Raw genomic sequence first — 21,316 nt, 5'->3', positions numbered from 1 at the left:
GCCACGTTTACCCCGACGTCCCCAACCCGCTCACCGGAGGTCGCCGTGCTGACCCGTATCGACCACATCGGCATCGCCTGCCGAGACCTCGACAAGACGGTCGAGTTCTACCGCGCCACCTACGGCTTCGAGGTGTTCCACAGCGAGGTCAACGAGGAGCAGGGCGTCCGCGAGGCCATGCTCAAGATCAACGACACCGGGGACGGCGGCGCCTCCTACCTCCAGCTGCTGGAGCCCACCCGGCCCGACTCGACCGTCGCGAAGTGGCTGGAGAAGAACGGCGAGGGCGTCCACCACATCGCCTTCGGCACCGCCGACGTGGACGGCGATTCGGAGGCGATCCGGGCCAAGGGCATCCGGGTCCTGTACGAGCAGCCGCGGATCGGCTCGATGGGCTCGCGGATCACCTTCCTGCACCCCAAGGACTGCGGCGGCGTGCTGACCGAGCTGGTCACCTCCGCCGAACCGGGCGGCCACGAGGACCACTGAGGCCCCCGACGGGTGCCGCTCACAGAGGGTGGCACCCCTCAATACCGCTCATGACCCGTCAGTAACCTCGCCGGGCAACCCGGAAAACCGCCACGCGGCCATTCCCCCGCAGTGCGCTCCCACTACAATGCCCAGGTGCGCGAAGACTCCGGGTTGACGGAGGCGACGGGCACGGCCGATGACAGGCCTGTCCGCCCTCTGGCGGCGGCCCGTCGCAGGGGAGTCCACTACGCGGGCACGGCTGAACAGTCGCTACACGGATCTGTCACCATTCTCCACAAGGCAAGAGTTCGCCCAGGAGTCCACCCGGACGGGGGAACGCGGTACCACCGCGCTTCCGCGCCCAGGACTCCGACAACCGCGACGGGCGGCCCCGGCATGACGGGGGGCCACCACCGGCCGCGGATGCAAGGACCAGTCGGACCGGCCCCCGGACAACGGGAGCCCGGCACCGGCCGGGTCGAGGACGCGACCAGGAGATGGATGGGACCGCGGAGTGCGGGGCAACGACCGCTACGAGGCTGACGATCACCTCTCCCAGTTCGAGGCCGAGATGGGTCGGACTCGGAAGGAGCGGGACAAGGCAGTCGAGCATGCCGAGGACCTCGCCTACCAGGTGGAGGTGCTCCGGGCGAAGCTGCACGAGTCCCGCCGCATGCTCGCCCAGCCGCGCGCCTTCGACGCCGTCTCCGGCCAGGCCGAGCAGATGCTCCGCACCGCCGAGATGCAGGCCCAGCAGCTGCGCGCGGACGCCGAGCGCCAGCTGCGCGACTCCCAGGCCGCCACCCAGCGGATCATGGCCGAGGCCGCCGAGCGCACCGCCCGCCTGGAGGCCGAGCTCACCGCCCGCCGCCGCCAGCTTGAGGACGAGCTCGCCGAACTGCGCCGCAACGCCGAGCAGCACGTCAGTGGCTGGGCCGAGCAGACCCGGGCCGGCAGCGAGCAGGAGGCCCAGCGCCTGCTCCAGGAGGCCCGCGTCGAGGCCGAGCGGATGGTCGCCGCCGCCCGCGCCGAGGCCGTCGCCCTCGCCGACCAGGCCCGCGCCCAGACCGCCGCCGATGTCGACGCCGCCCGCGGCGAAGCCCATGCCGCCGCCGAGGCCGCCCTCCAGCGGGCCCAGAACGACGCCGAACGTCTGCTGCGCGCCGCCTCCGAGCAGGCCCAGCAGGCCGGCGCCCAGGCCGCCGCCGACGTCGACGCCGCCCGCGGCGAGGCCCAGCAGCAGCTCGCCGCCGCCCACGTCGCCGCCGAACAGCAGCTCGCCGTCGCGCAGGCCGAGATCGGCCGGCTCAAGGAGCAGGCCGCCGCCGAGCAGGCCCGCGCCGAGCAGCAGCTCGCGCACGCCCAGGCGGAGATAGAGCGGCTGCGCGCCGAGGCGATCGCCGAGGCCGAGCGCACCCGCCGGGAGGCCGCCGAGCTGCGCGCCCAGGCCGAGGAGGCCGCCGAACAGCTCCAGGCCGACGCCGAGGCCGCCGCCGAGCGCAAGGTCGCCGACGGCGAGGCCGCCAGCGAGCAGCGCTCGCAGACCGCCCGGGCCGAGGTTGCCCGCATGGTCGGCCAGGCCACCAAGGAGGCCGAGGCCATCCGCGCCGAGGCCGAGGCGATCCGTACCGCGGCCGCCACCAGGCAGGCCCAGGCGGACGCCGCCAAGGCCGCCGCGGCCGAGGAGAGCGAGCGGCTGCGGGCCACCGCCGAGTCCGTCGCCGGTCAGCTGCGGGCCGAGGCCGAGGCGGCGATCGCCGACCTGCGCGCCCAGGCCGAGCGCGAGCTCGCCGACCTGCGCGCGCACGCCGAGGCCGAGGCCCAGCGGCTGCGCAGCGAGGCCGAGGAGGAGGGCCGGGCGGCCGGCGCCAAGGACGCCACCGTCCACCTCGCCAAGGCCGCCAAGACCGCGGAGGAGGTGCTCGACCGGGCCAACCAGGACGCCGAGACCGCCCGGAGCGCGGCCGCCACCGAGGCCGAGCGGATCCGCACCGAGGCCGCCGCCGAGGCGCAGCGCCTGCGCGAGCAGGCCCAGGCCGCCGTCGAGCAGGCGCAGAACGCCGCCCTGGACGACGCCGCCGCGATCCGCGAGCGGATCGAGCAGATGCAGGACGAGGCCGCCCGGCTGCGCGCCGAGGCCGAGGAGCTGCGCGCCCAGGCCGCTGCCGAGGCCGACCGGGTGCGTGGCGAGGCCCGCCGCCAGGCCGTCGTGCAGATCGAGGAGTCGGCGAAGAACGCCGAGGAGCTGCTCACCCGGGCCAAGGCCGACGCGGACGAGCTGCGGGCCGGCGCCGCCGGGGAGATCGAGCGGCTGCGCGAGCAGGCCCAGGAGCAGGCCGCCGAGACCCAGGGCCGGGCCGAGCAGACCCTGGCCCGGGCCCGCGCCGAGGCGGAGAAGATCACCTCCGCCGCCGAGCAGCGGGGCCAGGACGCGCTCGCCGCCGCGAAGGCCGCGGCCGCCGAGAACCGCACCGCTGCCGAGCGCGAGACCGCCGAACTCCGGCGCGACGCAGCCGAGTTCGACCAGCGGGTGCGCGACGGGGCGAGCGCCGCCGCGGACGCCGTGCGGGCCGACGCCCAGGCCGAGGCGAGCGCCGTCCGGGACGCCGCGGTGGCCGACGCCGAGCGGGTGCGCACCGAGGCCGACACCGAGGCCGCCCGCACCCGGGGCGAGGCCGAGGCCGTCGCCACCGCCCTGCGCGAGGAGAGCCGGCGCGAGCACGAGGAGGCCGCCGCCGGGCTGCTGCGCGAGCGCGAGGAGACCGCCGAGCAGCTGGCCGCCGCCCGGGCCGCCCGCGAGCAGGCCGAGCAGGCCGCCGCGGAGCTGACCGAGCACACGGCGAACGAGACGGCCGCCGTCCGCGAGGCCGCCGAGACGTACGCCGACCGCGTCCGCACCGAGGCCGAGCAGACCGCCACCGAGCTCACCGAACGCACCGCCGCCGAAACCGCCGCCCTGCGCGCCGAGACCGAACAGGCCGCCGCCGAACTCACCCAGCGCACGGCGAACGAGACGGCCGCCGTCCGCGAGGCCGCCGAGACGTACGCCGACCGCGTCCGCACCGAGGCCGAGCAGACCGCCACCGAGCTCACCGAACGCACCGCCGCCGAAACCGCCGCCCTGCACGCGGAGGCCGAGGAGCAGCTGGAGTCCGCCCGGACCGCCGCCGAGCAGCGCCGGGCCGAGGCCGCGCAGGCCGCCGACGAGGTCCGCGAGAAGGCCGCCGCCGAACTGGCCCTGGCCAACGAGCAGGCCGAGACGGTCCGCGCCGAGGCCGGCCGCGAGCTGTCCGAGGCCCGGGCCACCGCCGACACCATCCGCGCCGAGGCCACCGCCGTCCTGGAGCAGGCCCACGCCGACGGCGACGAGCTGATCGCCGCCGCCAGGTCCGAGGGCGCCGGCCTGGTCGAGGCCGCCGAGGACGAGGCCGCCGAGGTCCGCCAGTCGGTGGCGGGCATGCACGAGGCCGCCTCCCAGCAGATCGCCGAGCTGCGGGCCGCCGCCGAGCGCGAAGCCGCCGAGGTCCGCGAGCAGGCCGAGCAGGCCGCCGCCGACCTGCGGGCCGACGCCGAGCGGGAGACCACCGAGCAGCGCGAACTCGCCGACCGCGAGACCAGCGACCAGCGGGCCCTCGCCGACCGCGAGACCATCGAACAGCGCGAGCTGGCCAACCGGGAGACCGCCGAACAGCGCGAGCTGGCCAACCGGGAGACCGCCGAACAGCGCGAGCTGGCCGACCGCGAGACCGCGGACCTGCGCGCCCGCACCGCCGCCGAGACGGCCGCCCTGCGCGAGCAGACCGAGCTGGAGCTGGCCACCGAGCGCGAGGCCGCCGAGGCCGAACTCGCCCGGCAGCGCGCCGAGGCCCAGGCCTACGACGAGCAGCTGCGCGCCGAGGCCGACGCCGAACTGCGCACCGCCCAGGAGGCCGCCGACCAGTTGCGCGCCGACGCCGAGGCGCAGGCCGCCCGCACGGTGGCCGCCGCCGATGAGCACGCGGCCGGCCTGGTCGCCGACGCCGAGGAGCTGGCCGCCGCGCTGCGCGCCGAGGCCGAGGAGTACGCGCTCGCCACCCGCACCCTCGCGGACGACTACGACACCGCCACCCACGCCCGCGCCGACGCCTACGACGCGAAGACCCGGGAGGCCGCCGAGCAGTTCGACAAGGCCACCCGGGACCAGGCCAAGTCCGTCCTGGAGAAGGCCTTCGCGGACGCCGAGTCGCTCGGCGAGGACGCCCAGACCACCGCCCTGGCCACCACCGCCGCCGCCGAGGAGCAGGCGGACGCGATGGTCGCCGCCGCCCGCAAGGAGGCCGACCGGCTGGTCGGCGCCGGCGAGGCGGCCGGCCAGGCCGAGGTGGAGAAGGGCCGCGCCGACGCGGACACGCTGCTCGCCGAGGCCCGCCGGGACGCCACCGCGATCCGCGAGCGCGCCGAGGAGCTGCGCGAGCGCACCGACGCCGAGGTGGAGGCGCTGCACGAGCGGGCCCGCAAGGAGAACGCGGCGGCCATGAAGTCGGCCGGCGAGCGGGTGGACGCCCTGGTGACGGCCGCTCAGGAGCAGCTCACCGAGGCCGAGGAGCAGGCGGTGGCCACCGTCACCGAGGCCGAGGAGCGCGCGGCGGCCCTGGTCGCCGCCGCCGACGAGCGGGCCAACGAGCTGACCTCGGAGGCGTCCGCGGAGGCCAGCAAGGTCCGGCTCTCGGCCGTCCGCAAGGCCGAGAACCTGCTGAAGGAGGCGGAGACCAAGCTCGCCAACTCCACCGAGCGCGCCGAGGCGCTGATCGTCAAGGCCGAGGCCAAGCTGCAGTCGGCACAGGACGAGGCCGAGGAGCAGCTGGAGAGCGCCTCCGCCGAGGCGGAGAAGCGGCTGCTGGCCGCCGAGCGCGCGGCGGACGAGCAGATCGAGCTGGCCAGGGCCGAGGCCGAGCGGCTGCTCGGCGAGGCGCGCACCGAGGCGGAGCGGGTCACCGCCGAGGGCCGGCGCGAGCTGGACGAACTGGTGCGCCGTCGCAAGGACATCAACACCGAGATCTCCAGGGTCCAGGACGTGCTGTCCGCACTGGAGGCTTTCGAGGCACCGTCACCGGTGACACAGGCAAGCGGGGGAAACAGCAAGAAGGACGGGGGTGCCAAGGCCGGTGCCGGAGTTGGCTCCCCCCGGTCGGGTGGCAATCGCTCCAAGAGCGCACCACCCGATTGAGCGGACATTGTCCGCGAGACAACGGCACTTCGCCGTCGACACTCCGGTACCGTGTCAGGATTCCCTCAACCACCTCAGCGGTTTGACGACAGGAAGCCCAGAACCCCATGAGCGACAGTCACTCCCCTCACGGCTTCGACCTGGTGCGCCGTGGGTACGAGCGTGCCCAGGTCGACGAGCGGATCACCAAGCTGGTGGCCGACCGTGACAGTGCCTTGACCCGGATCAGCGCGCTGGAGAAGCGGATCGAGGAGCTCCACCTGGAGACCCAGACCGCCCAGGCGGCGGTCACCGAGGCGGAGCCCTCGTACGCCGGTCTCGGCGCCCGGGTCGAGAAGATCCTGCGCCTCGCCGAGGAGGAGGCCAAGGACCTGCGCGACGAGGCGCACCGCGCCGCCGAGCAGCACCGCGAGCTGGCCGAGGCCGCCGCGCAGCAGGTCCGCACCGAGGCCGAGAACTACGCCAAGGACCGCAAGGCCAAGGCGGAGGACGAGGGTCTGCGGATCGTCGACAAGGCCAAGAGCGACAGCGCCCAGCTGCGCGCCGAGGCCAACAAGGACGCCCAGAACAAGCGCGAGGAGGCGGACGCCCTCTTCGAGGAGACCCGCACCAAGGCCGCCCAGGCCGCGCTGGAGTTCGAGACCAATCTGGCCAAGCGCCGCGAGCAGTCCGAGCGGGACCTGGCCGCCCGTCAGGCCAAGGCCGAGAAGCGCCTGGCCGAGATCGAGCACCGGGCCGAGCAGCTGCGCCTGGAGGCCGAGAAGCTGCGCACCGACGCCGAGCGCCGGGCCCGCCAGACCGTCGAGACGGCCCAGCGCCAGTCCGAGGACATCGTGGCGGACGCGAACGCCAAGGCCGACCGGATCCGCAGCGAGTCCGAGCGCGAGCTGGCGGCGCTCACCAACCGCCGCGACAGCATCAACGCCCAGCTGACCAACGTCCGCGAGATGCTGGCGACGCTGACCGGCGCGGCCGTGGCCGCCGCGTCGCTGCCGAACGACGACACCATGGGCGTGCCCGCCCAGCAGTCGCGCTGACGCCGCAGCCGGCAGGCCCTCACCCGCCCGGGTGAGGGCCTGCCGCGTTTCACGCCGTCATCATCTCGGATGACCTGGCCTCACCTCGGATAGGCCCCGTCGGGCCGCTGGTGGCCGCTGCTGAGCTGGTTGCCCTCGTCGTCCGAGACGGTGCCGAACCACGAGGTGCACCAGACCGAGACGGAGTCCGGCCAGTACTGCACCTCGAAGGGGTGGCCGGAGCCGTGGTCGCCGTACGAGGTGACGATGAAGGTCTCCCCCGGGCGCATCCAGTAGTCCTCGCCGAGCGGTTCCAGGGTCAGTTCGACCAGCCCCTCGCCGCGGTTGGTCACGGGCATCCGGCCGGTCACCTCCAGGGTCGAGAAGTCCCAGCCGGCCGTGTCCTCCGTCATCCGGCCGCCACCCGGGCGAGCAGCTTGCGGACGGCGGTGTCGAACGCCTCGGGCGCCTCCAGGGCGCTCAGATGGCCCACGCCGGGGATGACGGTCAGTTCGGCGTCCGGCCGCAGCCGCGCCATCAGCTCGGCCTCCTCGACGGCCACCAAGGCGTCCTCGGCGCCCGCGACGATCGCCGCCGGCACCCGCAGACCGGCCAGTACCTCCTGGGCATCCGGCCGGGCCGCCATGGCCCGCTGTGCCCACGCGACGGCGGCCGGCGGCGCGGCGGCGACCAGCGACTGCACCCGCTCCACCAGGTGCTGCGAGTCCGGCCCGAGCTGGCCGGCCGCCACCTGCTCGTCGAGCAGCAACTGCACGCTGTCGCGGGCGAGGACGGCGGCAGCGATCCGCTCCCGGTTGGCGCGGACGGCGTCGGTGTCGGCGGTGGCCCGGGTGTTGGCCAGCAGCAGGCCCGCCAGCCGGTCCGGGTGGCGGCGGGCGAAAGCCAGCGCCACGTAGCCGCCCATGGAGAGCCCGCCGACCACCGCGCGCTCGATCCCGGCCGCGTCCAGCAGCAGCGCGAGGTCGTCGGCGACCAGGTCCAGCGAGGGCTCGTCGGTGCCCAGCGCGGTGCCGCCGAAGCCCCGCTGGTCGGGGGCGAGCACCCGGGCCTCGTCCCCGGTCAGGCCGGGCAGCGCGTCCAGTTGGGCGGACCACATCGCGGCGTTCAGCGGGAAGGCGTGCAACAGCAGTAGGGGCGTTCCGGTGCCGCTCTCGCGCACCGACAATGCTGAAGGGAGCTGGGTCATGGGCCCACCGTATTGCGGTCCGCCCGGCGGGCCCACTCAGCGGGCCGCGATATCCGCTTTGTCCTAACCTGACAGAGAGTAAGGGAGCGCGAATGATCGAGTTGCACGACCTGACAAAACGTCACGGCAGGACTCTCGCGGTGGACCGGCTCAGCTTCCGGGTCCCACAGGGGGTCGTCACCGGCTTCCTCGGCCCCAACGGCGCGGGCAAGTCCACCACGATGCGCATGATCCTCGACCTCGACCGCCCCACCGGAGGCCGGGTCACCATCGACGGCAGGAGATACGGGCAGCTCAGCGAGCCGCTCAAGTACATCGGCGCGCTGCTGGAGGCCAAGGCCGTCCACCCCGGCCGCACCGCCCGCGACCACCTGCTCTGGCTCGCCCAGAGCAACCGCATCCCGGAGCGCCGGGTCGACGAGGCGCTCGCGCTGGTCGGCCTCACCCCGGTCGCCCGCAAGCGGGCCCGCGGCTTCTCGCTCGGCATGGGCCAGCGCCTGGGCATCGCCTCCGCGCTGCTCGGCGACCCGGAGATCGTCATGTTCGACGAGCCGGTCAACGGCCTGGACCCGGAGGGCATCCTCTGGATCCGCAACCTCATGAAGCGGCTCGCCGCCGAGGGCCGCACCGTCTTCGTCTCCTCGCACCTGATGAGCGAGATGGCCGTCACCGCCGACCACCTGGTGGTCATCGGCCGGGGCCGGCTGCTCGCCGACCTGCCGATGCCCGAGTTCATCAAGCGCAACTCCCGCTCCGCCGTCCGGATGCGGACCCCGCAGCCCGAGCGCCTGCTCGACGTCCTGGCCGTCGCCGGGCTCCGCCACGAGCCCGGCCCCGACGGCTCCTACGAGGTGGTCGGCGGCGACCTCGCCGCACTCGGCGACCTGGCCGCCGCACACGGCGTCGTCCTGCACGAACTCAGCCCCCAGCAGGCCTCGTTGGAGGAGGCGTTCATGCAGATGACGGCCGACTCGGTGGAGTACCACGCCGGCGACGGACCGGGCCGCGACGCGGCCGGCGCACCCGGCACCTGGGCCGCCGGCCGGCAGCAGCACAGCAACGCCCAGCCGGCCGCGGCGGCAAGACAGGAGGAGAACTGAGATGGCGTCCTTCCCGGCGATCCTGCGCTCCGAGTGGACGAAGATCCGCAGCGTCCGCTCGACGATCTGGACCCTGGCCCTGACCTTCGTCGTCACGGTCGGCCTCGGCGCGCTGCTGTCCCTGCTCACCAACAACAACTTCACCGAGTTCCGCCGCAACGTGCAGACCCCGTTCGACGCCACCAGCACCGCCTTCGCCGGCATCCGGCTCGGCGAGCTCGCGATCATCGTCTTCGGCGTGCTGGCGATCGGCAACGAGTACAGCAGCGGGCTGATCCGGGTCACCCTGGCCGCCGTCCCGCAGCGCGGCACGCTGCTCACCGGCAAGGCGGTGGTGCTCGGCGCCCTGGCCCTGGTCGTCTCGGTGGTGACGGCGTTCATCACCTTCTTCACCGGCCAGGCGCTGCTCGGCTCGCACTCCACCACCCTCGGCGAACCGCACGTGCTGCGCGCGGTGTTCGGCGCGGCGCTGTACCTGACGATGCTCTGCCTGTTCTCGGCCGGAGTCACCGCGATGCTGCGCAACCAGACACTGGCGCTGGGCGTGCTGGTGCCGTTCTTCTTCCTGCTCTCACCGATCCTGTCGGTGGTGCCGAAGGTGAAGACGCTGGCCCACTACTTCCCCGACTACGCGGGCTCCCGCATGCTGCTCGTGTTCGAGGAGCAGGGCCAGCCGTACGGGCCGTGGGCCGGCTTCGCGATCTGCCTCGCCTGGACCCTGGCCGCCCTGGTCGGCGGCGCACTGGTGCTCAAGAGCCGTGACGCGTAAGGAAGTTCGGGACTCAGTAGCGCGGAGCGCCGCGGCCTCGCAGGACGTTGGAGGCCCGGCGCTCCCGCGCTCCCCAGCACGCGCGGTGCCAGTGCCGCCGGTCGTCCACCCCCGCGCCGTGCACCGGCCAGGCCACCACATGGCCGACCCCGGACGGGATCTCCTGGTCGCAGCCCGGGCAGCGGTAGTGCCGCCCGGCCGTCCCGGCGACCGTCTGGACCACCCAATCGTCGCCCTGGTAGCTCTCGGTGCGGCGCAGCGAACCGCCCAGCGGGGCGGGCCGTTCGGCCTCGCGCTCAGCGGCGCTCTTGATCCGGTTGCGGCGGGGCGACACGGCGGACTGCCTCTCTTCAGGGGGCTCGGGACCGTTCCAGACTACGGCCGGGCACCAGCCCCCGAAGGCCACTATCACGGCATCGTGCGGCGGTTCGGTGTTTCCGCCGAGATCCACCCGATCTTCCGGGAAATTCGTCGTTCAGCGTGCCATTGGCACATGACATCGGATACCCACAAGGGGAACAGGCGGGGCCCGCGAACCCTGCGCGCACCCGAGGAGGCCCAACGATGACCAAGACCAGCGCCCGCGCCGAGACCCGTCGGCCCGTCGGCGTCCGGCCGCCCGCCCCCGGACCGGCGTTGAGCTCCGTCCCCCCGGTGACGGCCGCCGCGGGCGACGCGCTGCCCGCCACCCAACGGGCCGGCGTGCTCCCGGCGGACACCGCGCCGGTCCGGGTCGGCGCCTTCCTGCTCTCCGCGCAGTTCCCCGGGCAGACCCACGGCGAGGTGCTGGACCGCACCGTCCGGGCCGCCGTCGAGGCCGAACGCGCGGGCCTGGACAGCGTCTGGCTGGCCGAGCACCACTTCGTCCCGTACGGGGTCTGCCCGAACGCCGCCACCCTGGCCGCGCTGCTGCTCGGCCGGACCCGCCGGATCGGCATCGGCACCGCGGTCAGCGTGCTCTCCACCACCCACCCGGTGGCGCTCGGCGAACAGGCCGCGCTGCTGCACCTCACCTCCGGCGGACGCTTCACGCTCGGGGTGGGCCGCGGCGGCCCGTGGATCGACCTGGACGTGTTCGGCAGCGGCGTGGACGCCTTCGAGAACGGCTTCCCGGAGCGGCTGGACCTGCTGATGCGGTGGCTGCGCGGCTCCCGGGTCGGCGCGGACGGGCCGCAGTTCGCGTTCCCCGAGGTGGCGGTGGTGCCGCGGGCGACCGAACCGGTCCGCCGGCCCGGGCTGGGCGCCTGGCTCGGCCTCGGCGAGCCCGCCGGCCGGCTGCGCTTCCCGCGTCAGCGCCAGGACGTCGAGGGCGTCGGGCCCGTCGGGGGCATCGGCGGTGTCGGGGGAGTCGGGGGCCTCGGCGAGGAACTGACCGCCGCCGGACGGCCGGTGGCCGGCCCGCCGGTGGTCGTGGCGTGCACGTCGCCGGGCGGGGTGAAGCTCGCCGCCGAACGCGGCCTGCCGATGCTGCTGGGCATGCACTCCGGCGACGACGACAAGCTGAAGATGCTGGAGCTGTACCGGAGCGCCTGGCTGGCCTCCGGCCGCAGCGAGGAGCAACTGCGCCGGATCACCCGCCGGCACGTCGCGGCCGGGGTCGCCCAGGTCGACGACCGCGCCTCGGAGGCCCGGGCCACGCTGCTGAGCGCCATGCCGGGCTGGTTCGAGTACGGGCTCGGCGCCCACCGCACCGTGGACGGCCGGGAGCGCAAGATGCGTGACCCGCACCAGTACACCGAACTCCTCTGCGACCTGCACGCGGTGGGCACCCCGAAGCAGTGCGCCGACCGGCTGCTGGCCACCGCCGAACGGACCGGCATCCGCCGCTTCGCGCTGCTCGCCGAGGGCAGCGGCGACCGCGAGGCGACCCTGCACAACATCGCCCGGCTCGGTTCCGAGGTGCTCCCGCAGCTGAGCTGAGCAGGCCCGGGCCGCCCCCTCCCCCCGCACCGGGGGCCGGGGCGGCCCGGCGGCATTCCGGCCGCCGCCGCACGGGCGGACCTCAGCAGTCCCGCAGTTCCTCGGACTGGTTGAGCAACTGCTCCCGGACGGAGGTGAAGCGCTGGATCCGCGCCTCGTTGGCCGCCGAGGGCAGGAAGACCGCCACCCGGTGACAGTTCTGGAACGCCAGCTGCACCCCGAAGTGCCGCTGCAGGGCCCCCCGGATGGCGTCGCTGGCGAGTGCCCGAAGGAGCTGGCCGCGGGCCTGCTCGCTGGGCGGCGGTACCTGGTTGTCGGCGAAGTCGGTGCCGTCGACCTTCGCCTGGGCGACCAGCGAGCTGATCAGGTCCCAGGCGTACGGCAGGGAGACGCGGACGCAGTCGACGAATTCCCGCTCGTCGACCTCGCCCCGCTCGGCCTTTTCCAGCAGGGCCGGTGAGACGTCGAGCGACATGGATTCTCCTCTCGCGGTCCACCCGCGCGGCGCCCGGGTGGTGGTGCGTAGTCCAAAGCTCACAGTGAGGTGGGTGTAAACGCGCGTGATGTCCGGAGCAGCCCGGTACGGCTGTTTCCGGCATCGTGCGAGGGGCGGTGGCGCCACTGGACGTGACGTCCCGGACACCGACCGCTCAGAACAGCGTGGCAGTCAACGGCGGACCAGGCCGGTGGTTCCTGCGGATTGCTTGGGAAATACGCTGCGGTGCACCAGAATGGCCGGATCCTGTCGGATCGTTCATCTGAAGTCTCCATCCCCGTTGACAGCGCTCCCGCACGCATGCCGTCACACACGGTAGCGACCCCGGGGTAGGGGCGCCAGACCGCGGGAGGCATCCCCCGGGACCGCCGAACCTCCATGTTCGCGGGGTTCGCGGATTCTTCACCCGGTCGTCGCGGAATCGCATCAACTGGCCCCAGTGGGCTAGCGTGGTCGACCGTGCGTCTCGTAATTGCCCGCTGCTCAGTCGACTATGCCGGTCGGCTCTCCGCCCATCTGCCCTCCGCCACCAGGCTCATCCTGGTCAAGGCCGACGGCAGCGTCAGCATCCACGCCGACGACCGCGCCTACAAGCCGCTGAACTGGATGTCCCCGCCGTGCGCCCTCAAGGAGGCCGACGGGGTCTGGACGGTGGTGAACAAGGCCGGCGAGAAGCTCATCATCACGCTGGAGGAGGTGCTGCACGACTCCTCCCACGAGCTCGGGGTGGACCCGGGCCTGATCAAGGACGGCGTCGAGGCGCACCTCCAGGAGCTGCTGGCGGACCGGATGGAGGTGCTCGGCGCCGGCTGGTCGCTGATCCGCCGCGAGTACATGACCGCGATCGGCCCGGTCGACATCCTCTGCCGCGACGCCGACGGGGCCACGGTCGCCGTCGAGATCAAGCGGCGCGGCGAGATCGACGGCGTCGAGCAGCTCACCCGCTACCTCGAACTCCTCAACCGGGACCCGCTGTTGGCCCCGGTGAAGGGCGTCTTCGCCGCACAGGAGATCAAGCCCCAGGCCCGCGTGCTGGCCACCGACCGGGGCATCGGCTGCGTGGTGCTGGACTACGACGAGCTGCGCGGCATCGACGACGACAAGCTGAAGCTGTTCTGACGGGTCACTGCCCCGACTTCGTCGCCGACGGCGTCGGCGACGAAGTCGGCGAGGTGGACGAAGGACTCGGAGCCGGCGTAGTCGTGGTCGGGTTCGGCGCGGGAGCCGACGTCGTCGGGTTCGTCACCGGCGGCGGAGGGGCCTGAGTCGGCCCCGGCCCCGGCTGCTGGACGGGCGGCTGCGGCTGGCCCGGCGCGGGCTGCTGGGGCTGCGGCTGCTGCGGGGTGTCCGTCCCGGTCGCGCCGGGCGAGCGGCTCGGCTTCTTCGAGGCCGACGCCGACGCGGACGGCGAGTGCGTCCCACTGCCGCTCGCCGAGGGCTCCGGGCTGGTCCCGCCCGCCGCCGGGCTGCTGCCCGGGCCGTCGGCGCCGCTGCCGGCCGTCGAGGACGGGCTGGTGCTGGGGTGCGGCAGCGGGAGCTGCCCACCGGTGGTGCCGCTGCCGTCGTCGAGCTGCCCGTGCGGGTCGTTGGCCTTGTGCTCCCCCGGCCCGGCAACGCTCATCCCCACCGCCGTACCGAGCACCCCGAGGGTGAGCAGGACCGCGGACGCGACGACGATCCGCCTCCTTCGCCCGGACTTCAGGCTCGACGGCACCTTGGCGGCGATCTTGCGAATGACCGGCCCACGAGCAGGCGCGGCCGCGGCGGGCTCGGCGCCCGGCAGCTGACGGCCGTCCGCGCGCAGCAGGTCGAGCATCCTGCCCGCGGCGGCGACCCCGCGCTGCTCCCCGACGGCGGCCCGCAGGGTGAGCGCGGTCTCCAGCTCGGCGACCGCCCGGGACGGCTCCCGGACGCAGATCGCGTAGACGCCCAGCTCGTGGTGGAACCAGGCCTCGTCGGCCTTCGCGCCGGTCCGCCGGGCGGCCTCCAGCCCGAGCTGCAGCACCCGCTCCCAGGCCCCCCAGCGCAGCGACAGCGCCAGCGCCGGCCCGGCCGCCCGGGCCAGCCGGACGACGGCCTCGTGCCGCCCGGCGGTGCGGTCGGCCAGCAGGACGCCGATCAGCACCTCCGCCTCGGCCGCGATCTGCGGCAGCGACACCGAGCTGTGCCCGACCCACCAGGCGAAGTGCTGCGCGGCGCCGTCGACGCAGCCGCGGGCCGGCCAGTGCGGGGCGAGGAGTTCGAGCGCGCCGGCGGTGAGCCGGTGGTGGCCGCCGATGGACACCGCGAGCCCGGCGTCGGCGAGCTCGGCGAGCGCGCTCTCGCCCTGGCCGACGTCGATCAGCGCGGGCAGGTGCGGTGCGGTCGGGCACTCGCCGCCGAGCGCCACCGCGAGCCGCAGCACGGCCTGCGCGGGCTCGCTGAGCCCCTCGGCGAGCCGGACGGCGGGCGAGGCGGTCTCGGCGACGGACGGCAGCGGGACGGTCCGGCGCAGCGCGTTCTCCCGGACGGCCGGGTCGGGGTCGTGGGCAGGTTCGGCGATCGCGCCGAAGACGTCCAGCCGGTCCTCCTCGGCGGCGACCAGCGCGTCCACCGAAACGTCCCGCTGGCGCAGCAGCGCGGCGGCCTGGACGAACCGCAGCGGCAGGCCCTCGGACTCGAACCAGAGGTCGACCGCCCAGGCCTTCTCGGCGACGTCCAGGGGCCGTCCGGCGAGCCGGGCGGCGAGCGCGAGGCAGGCGCCGCGCGAGAGCCCGGCGACCGGGTGGTCCTGGAGCCGGGAGCCGGCCGGCAGCACCGAGCTGCTGGGCTCGACGGAGATCAGGAACGCGCAGCGGGGGGCGGCGGCGAGCAGCTCCTCCAGTCCGGCCCCGGCCGGCTCGGCGCCGTCGATGACGACGATCGCGCCGACGTCGGCGAGGTGCGCGGCCAGCTGGCCCGGGTCGGGGCGGTAGCCGGGGGCGTGGTGGGTGGCCGCGAAGAGTTCCTGGAGCAGGTCGGCGGTGGTGCGGCGGTGGCCGCACAGCTGGACGACGCCGCCCGGGGCGAGGTCGGCGGCGGCCTCGGCAACGGCCGACAGCAGAGCGCTGCGGCCCGAGCCGGCCTGGCCGACCAGGCGTATCGAGCGGCCCTCGGCGAGCAGGCCGAGGAGTACGGCGATGTCGGCCTCGCGGTCGAGCAGCGGCAGGTCGGCGGGCCCGGCGCCGAGGGCGAGCGGGCCGACCGCGCGCTCGGCGCCGCCGACCGGGCCACGGGCGGGCTCGCTGCGCTCGATCCGGCGGGGGCGGGGGCGCCACTCCTCGGGGCAGGGGCGGGCCTCGGAGCCGTCCGGGGCGCCGACACCGACCAGCAGGCCGCCGGAGACCAGCTCGCCACCGCGGGTGCGGACGGCCTCCTGCCGGAAGTCACCGGATGGCTGTGCCACGTTCTGCTCCGCCCATGTTCGGCCGCCGGCGCCCCGCGCCGGCCGGCTGACGACTGGATGCGGCCGCGTTCGGGCAGGATTCAGCCCGACCCGGGCGGCCGTCTTCTGACGCGGCAGACTCTCGCACATCCGGCCCCACACGTGTAGCCGGGTCCCAGGGTGAACGCTAGGGCGTGCCTGACAGACACGCCCTAGAGGATGACCCCGTGCGCCTCGGCGATGCCGCCGTCGACCGCGAGGATGCGGTGCAGCTTGGTGGCCACCAGCAGGCGCTGGAGCTGGGCCGGGACGGAGCGCAGCACCAGCCGGCGGCCGATCCGGCCGGCCCGGCGGTGGGTGCCCATGATGACGCCGAGGCCGGTGGCGTCCCAGAACTCCAGCCGGGCGAGGTCGAGCACGAGGTCGCCGAAGCCGCCGTCGACGGCCTGGTGCAGCCGGGCCCGCGCGTCGGCGGCGGTGCGCACGTCGAGGCGGCCCTCGATCGCCAGCGCCGTGTGGTCGCCGGTGATGCGCATGCTCTCCTCCTTCGCCTGGTCGGCCGGTACGGGGGGGGTTCGGTCCGCCCCGGCCGTGCCGGGCCCGGGGGCGGGGTGTCATCCGGGCGGGCCGTGGCCCCTCGCCCGGGCCCGGGACGCAGCATCATCAGCCTGGGCCGGGTTCCCCCTCATCTGACGGCGAACCAGTACCGCAGGTTGCTGGTTCCGGCCACATCTGAAGCAACTTCACTCGCCCGAGGGAATATACGCAGGAACTCTCCACACCTACGCTCGATTACCGCCCAAATCACCCGTCTGCGGCACCCGGCGTGAGGAAACTCACCCGCCCCGGCGGAGCGGGCCGTACGATGCTCCGATCGCACGGCCCGCCCGGTGATCCGCCTGCGTACGGACCTACTTGCCCGCGTACGGGTAGAAGCCGCGGCCGCTCTTGCGGCCGAAGTCGCCGGCGGTGACCATGCGCGCCATGATCTCCGGCGCGGCGAACTTCTCGTCCTGGGTCTCGGCGTAGATGTTGCGGGCGGCGTGCAGCAGGATGTCCACGCCGGTCAGGTCGGCGGTCTCCAGCGGGCCCATCGGGTGGCCGAAGCCGAGCCGGCAGGCGGTGTCGATGTCCTCGGCGGAGGCGACGCCCGTCTCGTACAGCTTGGCGGCCTCGACGACCAGCGCGGTGATCAGGCGGGTGGTGACGAACCCGGCCACGTCGCGGTTGACCACCACGACCTCCTTGCCGACGCCCTCGGCGAAGGCTCGGGCGGCGGCCAGCGTCTCGTCGCTGGTCTTGTAGCCGCGGACCAGCTCGACCAGCTTCATCAGCGGCACCGGCGAGAAGAAGTGCACGCCGACGACGGACTCCGGGCGCTGGGTGACGGCGGCGATCCGGGTGATCGGGATGGCGGAGGTGTTGGAGGCGAGCACGGCGCCATCCTTGGCGAGCTTGTCGAGCTCCCGGAAGACGCCCTCCTTGACCTCCAGCTTCTCGAACACCGCCTCGACCACGATGTCGGCCTCGGCGACGGCGCCCAGGTCGGTGGTGGTGGTGATCCGGCCGAGCGCGGCCTCGGCGTCCTCGGCGCTCAGCCGGCCCTTCGCGACGAACTTCTCGCACGAGGCGCGGATGCCCGCGAGACCGCGCTGCAGCGCCTCCTCGGTGACGTCCCGCAGCACCACCGGGTGGCCGGCCTGCGCGGACACCTGGGCGATGCCGGCGCCCATCAGGCCGGCACCGATCACGGCGATCTGCTTGCTGGACGCATTGCTCATGGCTGGGTCTCCCGATGCCGTCGCCGCCCTGCGGGCGGGCCCTGAAGGCGGCTCAGGGCAGGGGTCACCGCCGTTGAGCCGCGTCACTCACGGCGGACTTTAGTGCCCAAATCCCGCACGCAATAGCAATCGGGAGTGTGATCTGCAACCGACCTGGTCAGTTGCCCATGATGCTCGTCAGATGGTCAGACCGAGGTCCTGGGCCAGGATCGCCGCCTGCACCCGGCTGCGCAGTCGCAGCTTCGCCAGGATCCGGCTGACGTGGGTCTTGGTGGTCGCCTCCGCCATCTCCAGCCGGGCCGCGATCTCCCCGTTGGACATCCCGGCCCCGAGGCAGGCCAGCACCTCCCGCTCGCGCCCGGTCAGGCCCGCCACCGCCGCGCGGGCCTCCGGTCCGACCCTCCGCTCCGGCCGGGCGAAGGTGCCGATCAGCCGCCTGGTCACCGAGGGCGCCAGCATGCCGTCGCCGCGCGCCACCGTCCGGATGCCCTCGACCAGGGCGTCCGCCTCCAGGTCCTTGAGCAGGAACCCGGCCGCGCCGGCCCGCAGCGCGCCGTAGACGTACTCGTCCAGGTCGAAGGTGGTCAGCACGAGCACCTGGGCGGCACCCGCGGCCACCACCTCGCGGGTCGCCGAGACGCCGTCCAGCCGCGGCATCTGGACGTCCATCAGCACCACGTCCGGCCGCAGCTCCAGCGCCAACCGGACGGCCTCCTCGCCGTCGGCGGCCTGCCCGACCACCTCGACGTCCGGCTCGGCCCGCAGGATCATCACCAGCGCCGCCCGTACCGCCGCCTGGTCCTCGGCCACCAGCACCCGGATCGTCATGCCCGTCCCTCACTCCCCTGCGTGCGCGGCAGCACCGCGCGCACGCTCCAGTTCCCGTTCAGCGGCCCGGCCTCGAAGCTGCCGCCGAGCAGCCCGGTCCGTTCCGACATGCCCACCAGTCCGGCCCGCGCGCCGGGCAGTTCGCGGCCCGCCTCGCCCCGGTACGGGCTGTCGACGGCGATCCGCAGCTCCTCGGGCCCGAAGTCCAGCCGCAGCGTCACCAGCCCGGGACCGGCGTGCTTGAGCACGTTGGTCAGCGACTCCTGCACGATCCGGTAGGCGGCCAGCCCGACCGGCACCGGCACCTCGCCGCGCTCGCCCAGCTCGGTGAGTTCGAAGTCCAGCCCGACGTCCCGACCGGCCGCCCGGGCCTTGGCCAGCAGGGCGTCCACCGCGGCGAGGTCGGGCGCCGCGTACGACTCGTCGGCCTCTCCCCCGCCGCTGTCCCGGAGCAGTCCGATCATGCGACGCATTTCGGCCAAACCCTGGACGCTGTTCTCCCGGATCACCGCCAGCACCTCCACCAGCGGGTCGTCCTCGGCCCGCAGCTGCCGCCGGGCGACGGACTGCGCGCCGGTGGCGTGGATCGCGATCGCCGACAGGTGGTTGGCCACCACGTCGTGCAACTCCCGTGCCATCCTCGCCCGTTCGGCGACGATGGCCTCGCGCCGGTCCATCTCCGAGAGCAGCGCGGTCTGTTCGGCGCGCAGCCGCTCGGTCTCGGCTTCCTTCCGGTGCTTACGCACGATGTCGCCGGTCCAGACCGGGGCCAGGAACACCAGCGCGGTGATCACCACCACCGCCAGCGCCGACGGGGCGTCCCCGGCGATCAGCACCAGCGTGCTCAGCCCCAGCACCGAGGCGGCGCCGGTCAGGTGCAGGATCCGCGACATCCGCGGGCTGCCGTAGATCACCGCGGCGTACAGCAGATCGGTGTACATGATCGTGGTGGCCAGCACCGCGCCGGAGAAGATGCTCGCCACGAAGACCAGCCCGCCGACGGTCACCGTCACGATCGGCCGGGTGCGCCGGAACAGTTCCAGCGTCGCCATCACCAGCATCGGCGGCAGGACGGCCCACGGCGGCACGTTCGAGGAGTTGTCGTAAACCCGGAAGGCGATCAGCACGGAGCCGCCGAGCACCCCGCTGAGGGCGATCGCTCGGTCCAGCTGCCGCGGGGAGAGGGTCGGTCTGCGCACGGGACCCATCACATCACCCCGGTCGGGCAGCGGGCTCCGGACCGGGGACGAGGCCCGCTACATCGAAAGATGCAGCCCCGGACGGCACCGCACGACGACGACACCGGCGCGCCCGCGCACGAGGCTGGAAGCACCGCCGACCGTCCGGGAGCAGAACGTGATCGTCACCCTCATCGTCGCCGCCGAGATCTCCTGGTGGATCCTGCTCGGCCTCGGCCTCTCCGCCCGCTACCTGCTGCGGTGGCGCCGGACCAGCACCGCGCTGCTGGTCGGCCTCCCGGTGGTGGACCTCGCGCTGTACGCCCTCACCGTGCTGAACCTGCGGGGCGGCGCCGAGGCGGGCTGGATGCACGCCCTCGCCGCGAGCTACGCCGGCTTCTCGGTCGGCTACGGCCCGTCCCTGGTCGCCTGGGCCGACCGGCACTTCCTGCACCGCTTCGCCGGCGGCCCCAAGCCGTTGCCCTCCCCCAAGTACGGCCCGGAGCGGACCAGGTACGAATGGCAGGTCGCGGGCCGCACCGTCGTCTCGGCCGCGATCACCCTGCCCCTGATCACCCTGCTGGTGCCGCTCTCCGCGGGCGCCGCCCACTTCGGCACCTTCGCCCAGTGGTACTGGAAGCTCGGCATCGCGGCCGTCGTCAACGTGGTCGTGGCCGGCTGCTTCTCGATCTGGCCCAAGGAGCCGCCGGCCGGCGTCACCGTGGTGGACGGCCGGGTGGTCGAGCAGAAGGACCCGGAGAAGGTCTCCTAGCGGTTCTCCCCCGGCACCCAGAGCACGTCGCCGCGCTCCTTGTTGGCCACCCGGGCCAGGATGAACAGCAGGTCGGACAGCCGGTTGAGGTACTTCGCGGTCAGCGGGTTGACGGAGTCCCCGTACTCGGCGATCGCCGCCCAGGTCGAGCGCTCGGCCCGCCGCACCACCGTGCAGGCCAGGTGCAGGTGGGCCGCACCGGGCGTGCCGCCGGGCAGGATGAAGCTGCGCAGCTTCTCCACCTGCGCCAGGTAGTGGTCGCAGTCCCCCTCCAGCCGGTCGATGTAGGACTGGAGCACCCGCAGCGGCGGGTACTTCGGGTCCTCGACCACGGGCGTGGACAGGTCGGCGCCGACGTCGAACAGGTCGTTCTGGACCCGGGTGAGCACGGCCGCCACGTCCTCGGGCAGCGCGCCGACCGCCAGGGCCACCCCGATCGCCGCGTTCGCCTCGTTGGCGTCGGCGTACGCCATCAGCCGCGGGTCGGTCTTGGTGGTCCGGCTCATGTCGCCGAGAGCGGTGGTGCCGTCGTCACCGGTGCGGGTGTAGATGCGCGTCAGATTGACCATGCGGCCAGACTAGCGGGCAGGTTAAGCGACGTTAACCCCAGTCGCCGTTGGCCCTGCGCGCCGTTGCTCCTACGCGACGTTGACCCTCTGCCCGGGCGGCGCCGCCTCCAGCCAGGCGAGGAACCCGGTGAGCGCGTCCTCGCTCATCGCCAGCTCCAGCGGCGCGCCGTTGTGCAGGCAGCGCAGCACCACCGAGCCGGAGAGCAGCGCCAGCTCCTCCTGGCCCTCCGGGTAGCGCCGGCCGAGCACCTCGATCTCCCGGCGCGGCAGCACCTTGCGGGGGCGCGGGGCGTACGAGAAGACCCGGAACCACTCGATCGAGTCACCGCTGTAGCGGCCGATACCAAAAACCCACCCCTTGCCGTCGGTCTGGGGGACCGGGGCCGAGGTGGGTTTGCCGTTCTCGTCGAGGTCGGGCTGCGTCGAGGCGTCGGCGGGCATTTTGAGCCGGTAGCTGCAGTCGAAGGTGCCGCCGACCCGCTGGATGAGGCGCCGGCGGACCGCGAACGCCACCAGGCCGATCACTCCCAGCGCCACGACCGCCGCGCACACCACAAGGGCGAGGACCATGCTCACCGACCTCCTCGCTACCCGCGTTCC

General features: G+C 74.0%; 19 protein-coding genes. 8 read left to right on the top strand and 11 right to left on the bottom strand.

Features of this window, described 5'->3' with window-relative positions:
- Positions 1 to 45: 45 nt before the first annotated feature.
- From mce to KV557_RS19205, 3 genes are all read left to right on the top strand, one after another.
- The gene (gene mce, locus KV557_RS19215) at positions 46 to 489 is read left to right on the top strand and encodes a methylmalonyl-CoA epimerase (protein WP_218201880.1); all 444 of its coding nucleotides are present in this window, start codon (positions 46 to 48) and stop codon (positions 487 to 489) included.
- 496 nt (positions 490 to 985) lie between these two features.
- Positions 986 to 5,677 (top strand): hypothetical protein, encoded by a 4,692-nt coding sequence (locus KV557_RS19210; RefSeq protein ID WP_218201878.1) that lies wholly within the window; start codon positions 986 to 988, stop codon positions 5,675 to 5,677.
- Positions 5,678 to 5,784: 107 nt separating this feature from the next.
- A complete protein-coding gene (locus tag KV557_RS19205) occupies positions 5,785 to 6,714 on the top strand; it encodes a cellulose-binding protein (RefSeq protein ID WP_218201876.1) in 930 nt (309 codons plus the stop codon).
- 80 nt (positions 6,715 to 6,794) lie between these two features.
- On the opposite strand, the gene KV557_RS19200 is transcribed toward KV557_RS19205, so the two are convergent.
- Together KV557_RS19200 and KV557_RS19195 are read right to left on the bottom strand one after the other, a co-directional pair.
- On the bottom strand, positions 6,795 to 7,106 hold the full coding sequence (locus KV557_RS19200) for a hypothetical protein (RefSeq protein WP_218201874.1): 312 nt from the start codon (positions 7,104 to 7,106) through the stop codon (positions 6,795 to 6,797).
- Positions 7,103 to 7,900, bottom strand: a complete 798-nt coding sequence (locus KV557_RS19195; RefSeq protein ID WP_218201872.1) for an alpha/beta fold hydrolase — start codon at positions 7,898 to 7,900, stop codon at positions 7,103 to 7,105. The genes KV557_RS19200 and KV557_RS19195 overlap by 4 nt, the downstream gene beginning before the upstream one ends.
- A 92-nt stretch (positions 7,901 to 7,992) precedes the next feature.
- Here KV557_RS19195 and KV557_RS19190 point away from each other — a divergent pair, with 92 nt between their 5' ends.
- Positions 7,993 to 9,000: an ATP-binding cassette domain-containing protein gene (locus KV557_RS19190; RefSeq protein ID WP_218201870.1), complete on the top strand. Its 1,008-nt coding sequence runs from the start codon at positions 7,993 to 7,995 to the stop codon at positions 8,998 to 9,000.
- Between the two features lies 1 nt (position 9,001).
- Positions 9,002 to 9,769 carry an ABC transporter permease subunit gene (locus tag KV557_RS19185; protein WP_218201868.1) on the top strand — a complete coding sequence of 256 codons (768 nt, stop codon included), beginning with the start codon at positions 9,002 to 9,004 and terminating at the stop codon, positions 9,767 to 9,769.
- A 13-nt stretch (positions 9,770 to 9,782) separates the two neighbouring features.
- On the opposite strand, the gene KV557_RS19180 is transcribed toward KV557_RS19185, so the two are convergent.
- Positions 9,783 to 10,103, bottom strand: a complete 321-nt coding sequence (locus KV557_RS19180) for an ATP/GTP-binding protein (RefSeq protein ID WP_218201867.1) — start codon at positions 10,101 to 10,103, stop codon at positions 9,783 to 9,785.
- A 230-nt stretch (positions 10,104 to 10,333) separates the two neighbouring features.
- Between KV557_RS19180 and KV557_RS19175 the strand changes: the two genes are divergently transcribed.
- Positions 10,334 to 11,689, top strand: a complete 1,356-nt coding sequence (locus KV557_RS19175) for an LLM class flavin-dependent oxidoreductase (protein ID WP_218201865.1) — start codon at positions 10,334 to 10,336, stop codon at positions 11,687 to 11,689.
- A gap of 82 nt (positions 11,690 to 11,771) precedes the next feature.
- On the opposite strand, the gene KV557_RS19170 is transcribed toward KV557_RS19175, so the two are convergent.
- Positions 11,772 to 12,164 (bottom strand): SCO5389 family protein, encoded by a 393-nt coding sequence (locus KV557_RS19170; RefSeq protein ID WP_218201863.1) that lies wholly within the window; start codon positions 12,162 to 12,164, stop codon positions 11,772 to 11,774.
- A 480-nt stretch (positions 12,165 to 12,644) separates the two neighbouring features.
- On the opposite strand from KV557_RS19170, the gene nucS reads away from it, so the two are divergent.
- Positions 12,645 to 13,304 (top strand): endonuclease NucS, encoded by a 660-nt coding sequence (gene nucS / locus KV557_RS19165; RefSeq protein ID WP_218201862.1) that lies wholly within the window; start codon positions 12,645 to 12,647, stop codon positions 13,302 to 13,304.
- Positions 13,305 to 13,308: 4 nt separating this feature from the next.
- Here the strand turns inward: nucS and KV557_RS19160 are convergent, their stop codons facing one another.
- The 5 genes from KV557_RS19160 to KV557_RS19140 form a co-directional block, all read right to left on the bottom strand.
- Positions 13,309 to 15,609, bottom strand: coding sequence for an ATP-binding protein (locus KV557_RS19160; protein ID WP_218201860.1), 2,301 nt, complete (start codon positions 15,607 to 15,609; stop codon positions 13,309 to 13,311).
- 191 nt (positions 15,610 to 15,800) lie between these two features.
- Positions 15,801 to 16,124: an STAS domain-containing protein gene (locus KV557_RS19155; protein ID WP_218201858.1), complete on the bottom strand. Its 324-nt coding sequence runs from the start codon at positions 16,122 to 16,124 to the stop codon at positions 15,801 to 15,803.
- Positions 16,125 to 16,499: 375 nt separating this feature from the next.
- On the bottom strand, positions 16,500 to 17,369 hold the full coding sequence (locus tag KV557_RS19150) for a 3-hydroxyacyl-CoA dehydrogenase family protein (RefSeq protein WP_218201856.1): 870 nt from the start codon (positions 17,367 to 17,369) through the stop codon (positions 16,500 to 16,502).
- 177 nt (positions 17,370 to 17,546) lie between these two features.
- Positions 17,547 to 18,197 carry a response regulator gene (locus tag KV557_RS19145; RefSeq protein WP_218201854.1) on the bottom strand — a complete coding sequence of 217 codons (651 nt, stop codon included), beginning with the start codon at positions 18,195 to 18,197 and terminating at the stop codon, positions 17,547 to 17,549.
- Positions 18,194 to 19,405 (bottom strand): sensor histidine kinase, encoded by a 1,212-nt coding sequence (locus KV557_RS19140; protein WP_218201852.1) that lies wholly within the window; start codon positions 19,403 to 19,405, stop codon positions 18,194 to 18,196. The genes KV557_RS19145 and KV557_RS19140 overlap by 4 nt, the downstream gene beginning before the upstream one ends.
- A 148-nt stretch (positions 19,406 to 19,553) precedes the next feature.
- Here KV557_RS19140 and KV557_RS19135 point away from each other — a divergent pair, with 148 nt between their 5' ends.
- A complete protein-coding gene (locus KV557_RS19135; protein ID WP_218201850.1) occupies positions 19,554 to 20,147 on the top strand; it encodes a hypothetical protein in 594 nt (197 codons plus the stop codon).
- On the opposite strand, the gene KV557_RS19130 is transcribed toward KV557_RS19135, so the two are convergent.
- Positions 20,144 to 20,716, bottom strand: a complete 573-nt coding sequence (locus KV557_RS19130; RefSeq protein ID WP_218201848.1) for a cob(I)yrinic acid a,c-diamide adenosyltransferase — start codon at positions 20,714 to 20,716, stop codon at positions 20,144 to 20,146. The two genes, KV557_RS19135 and KV557_RS19130, sit on opposite strands and share 4 nt — an antisense overlap.
- A gap of 69 nt (positions 20,717 to 20,785) precedes the next feature.
- Positions 20,786 to 21,286 carry a DUF2550 domain-containing protein gene (locus tag KV557_RS19125; protein WP_218201846.1) on the bottom strand — a complete coding sequence of 167 codons (501 nt, stop codon included), beginning with the start codon at positions 21,284 to 21,286 and terminating at the stop codon, positions 20,786 to 20,788.
- Between the last annotated feature and the right edge of the window lie 30 nt (positions 21,287 to 21,316).

Source organism: Kitasatospora aureofaciens (assembly GCF_019192735.1).
Lineage (GTDB): Bacteria > Actinomycetota > Actinomycetes > Streptomycetales > Streptomycetaceae > Kitasatospora > Kitasatospora aureofaciens_A.
This window is presented reverse-complemented; position numbering and strand designations above follow the sequence as displayed.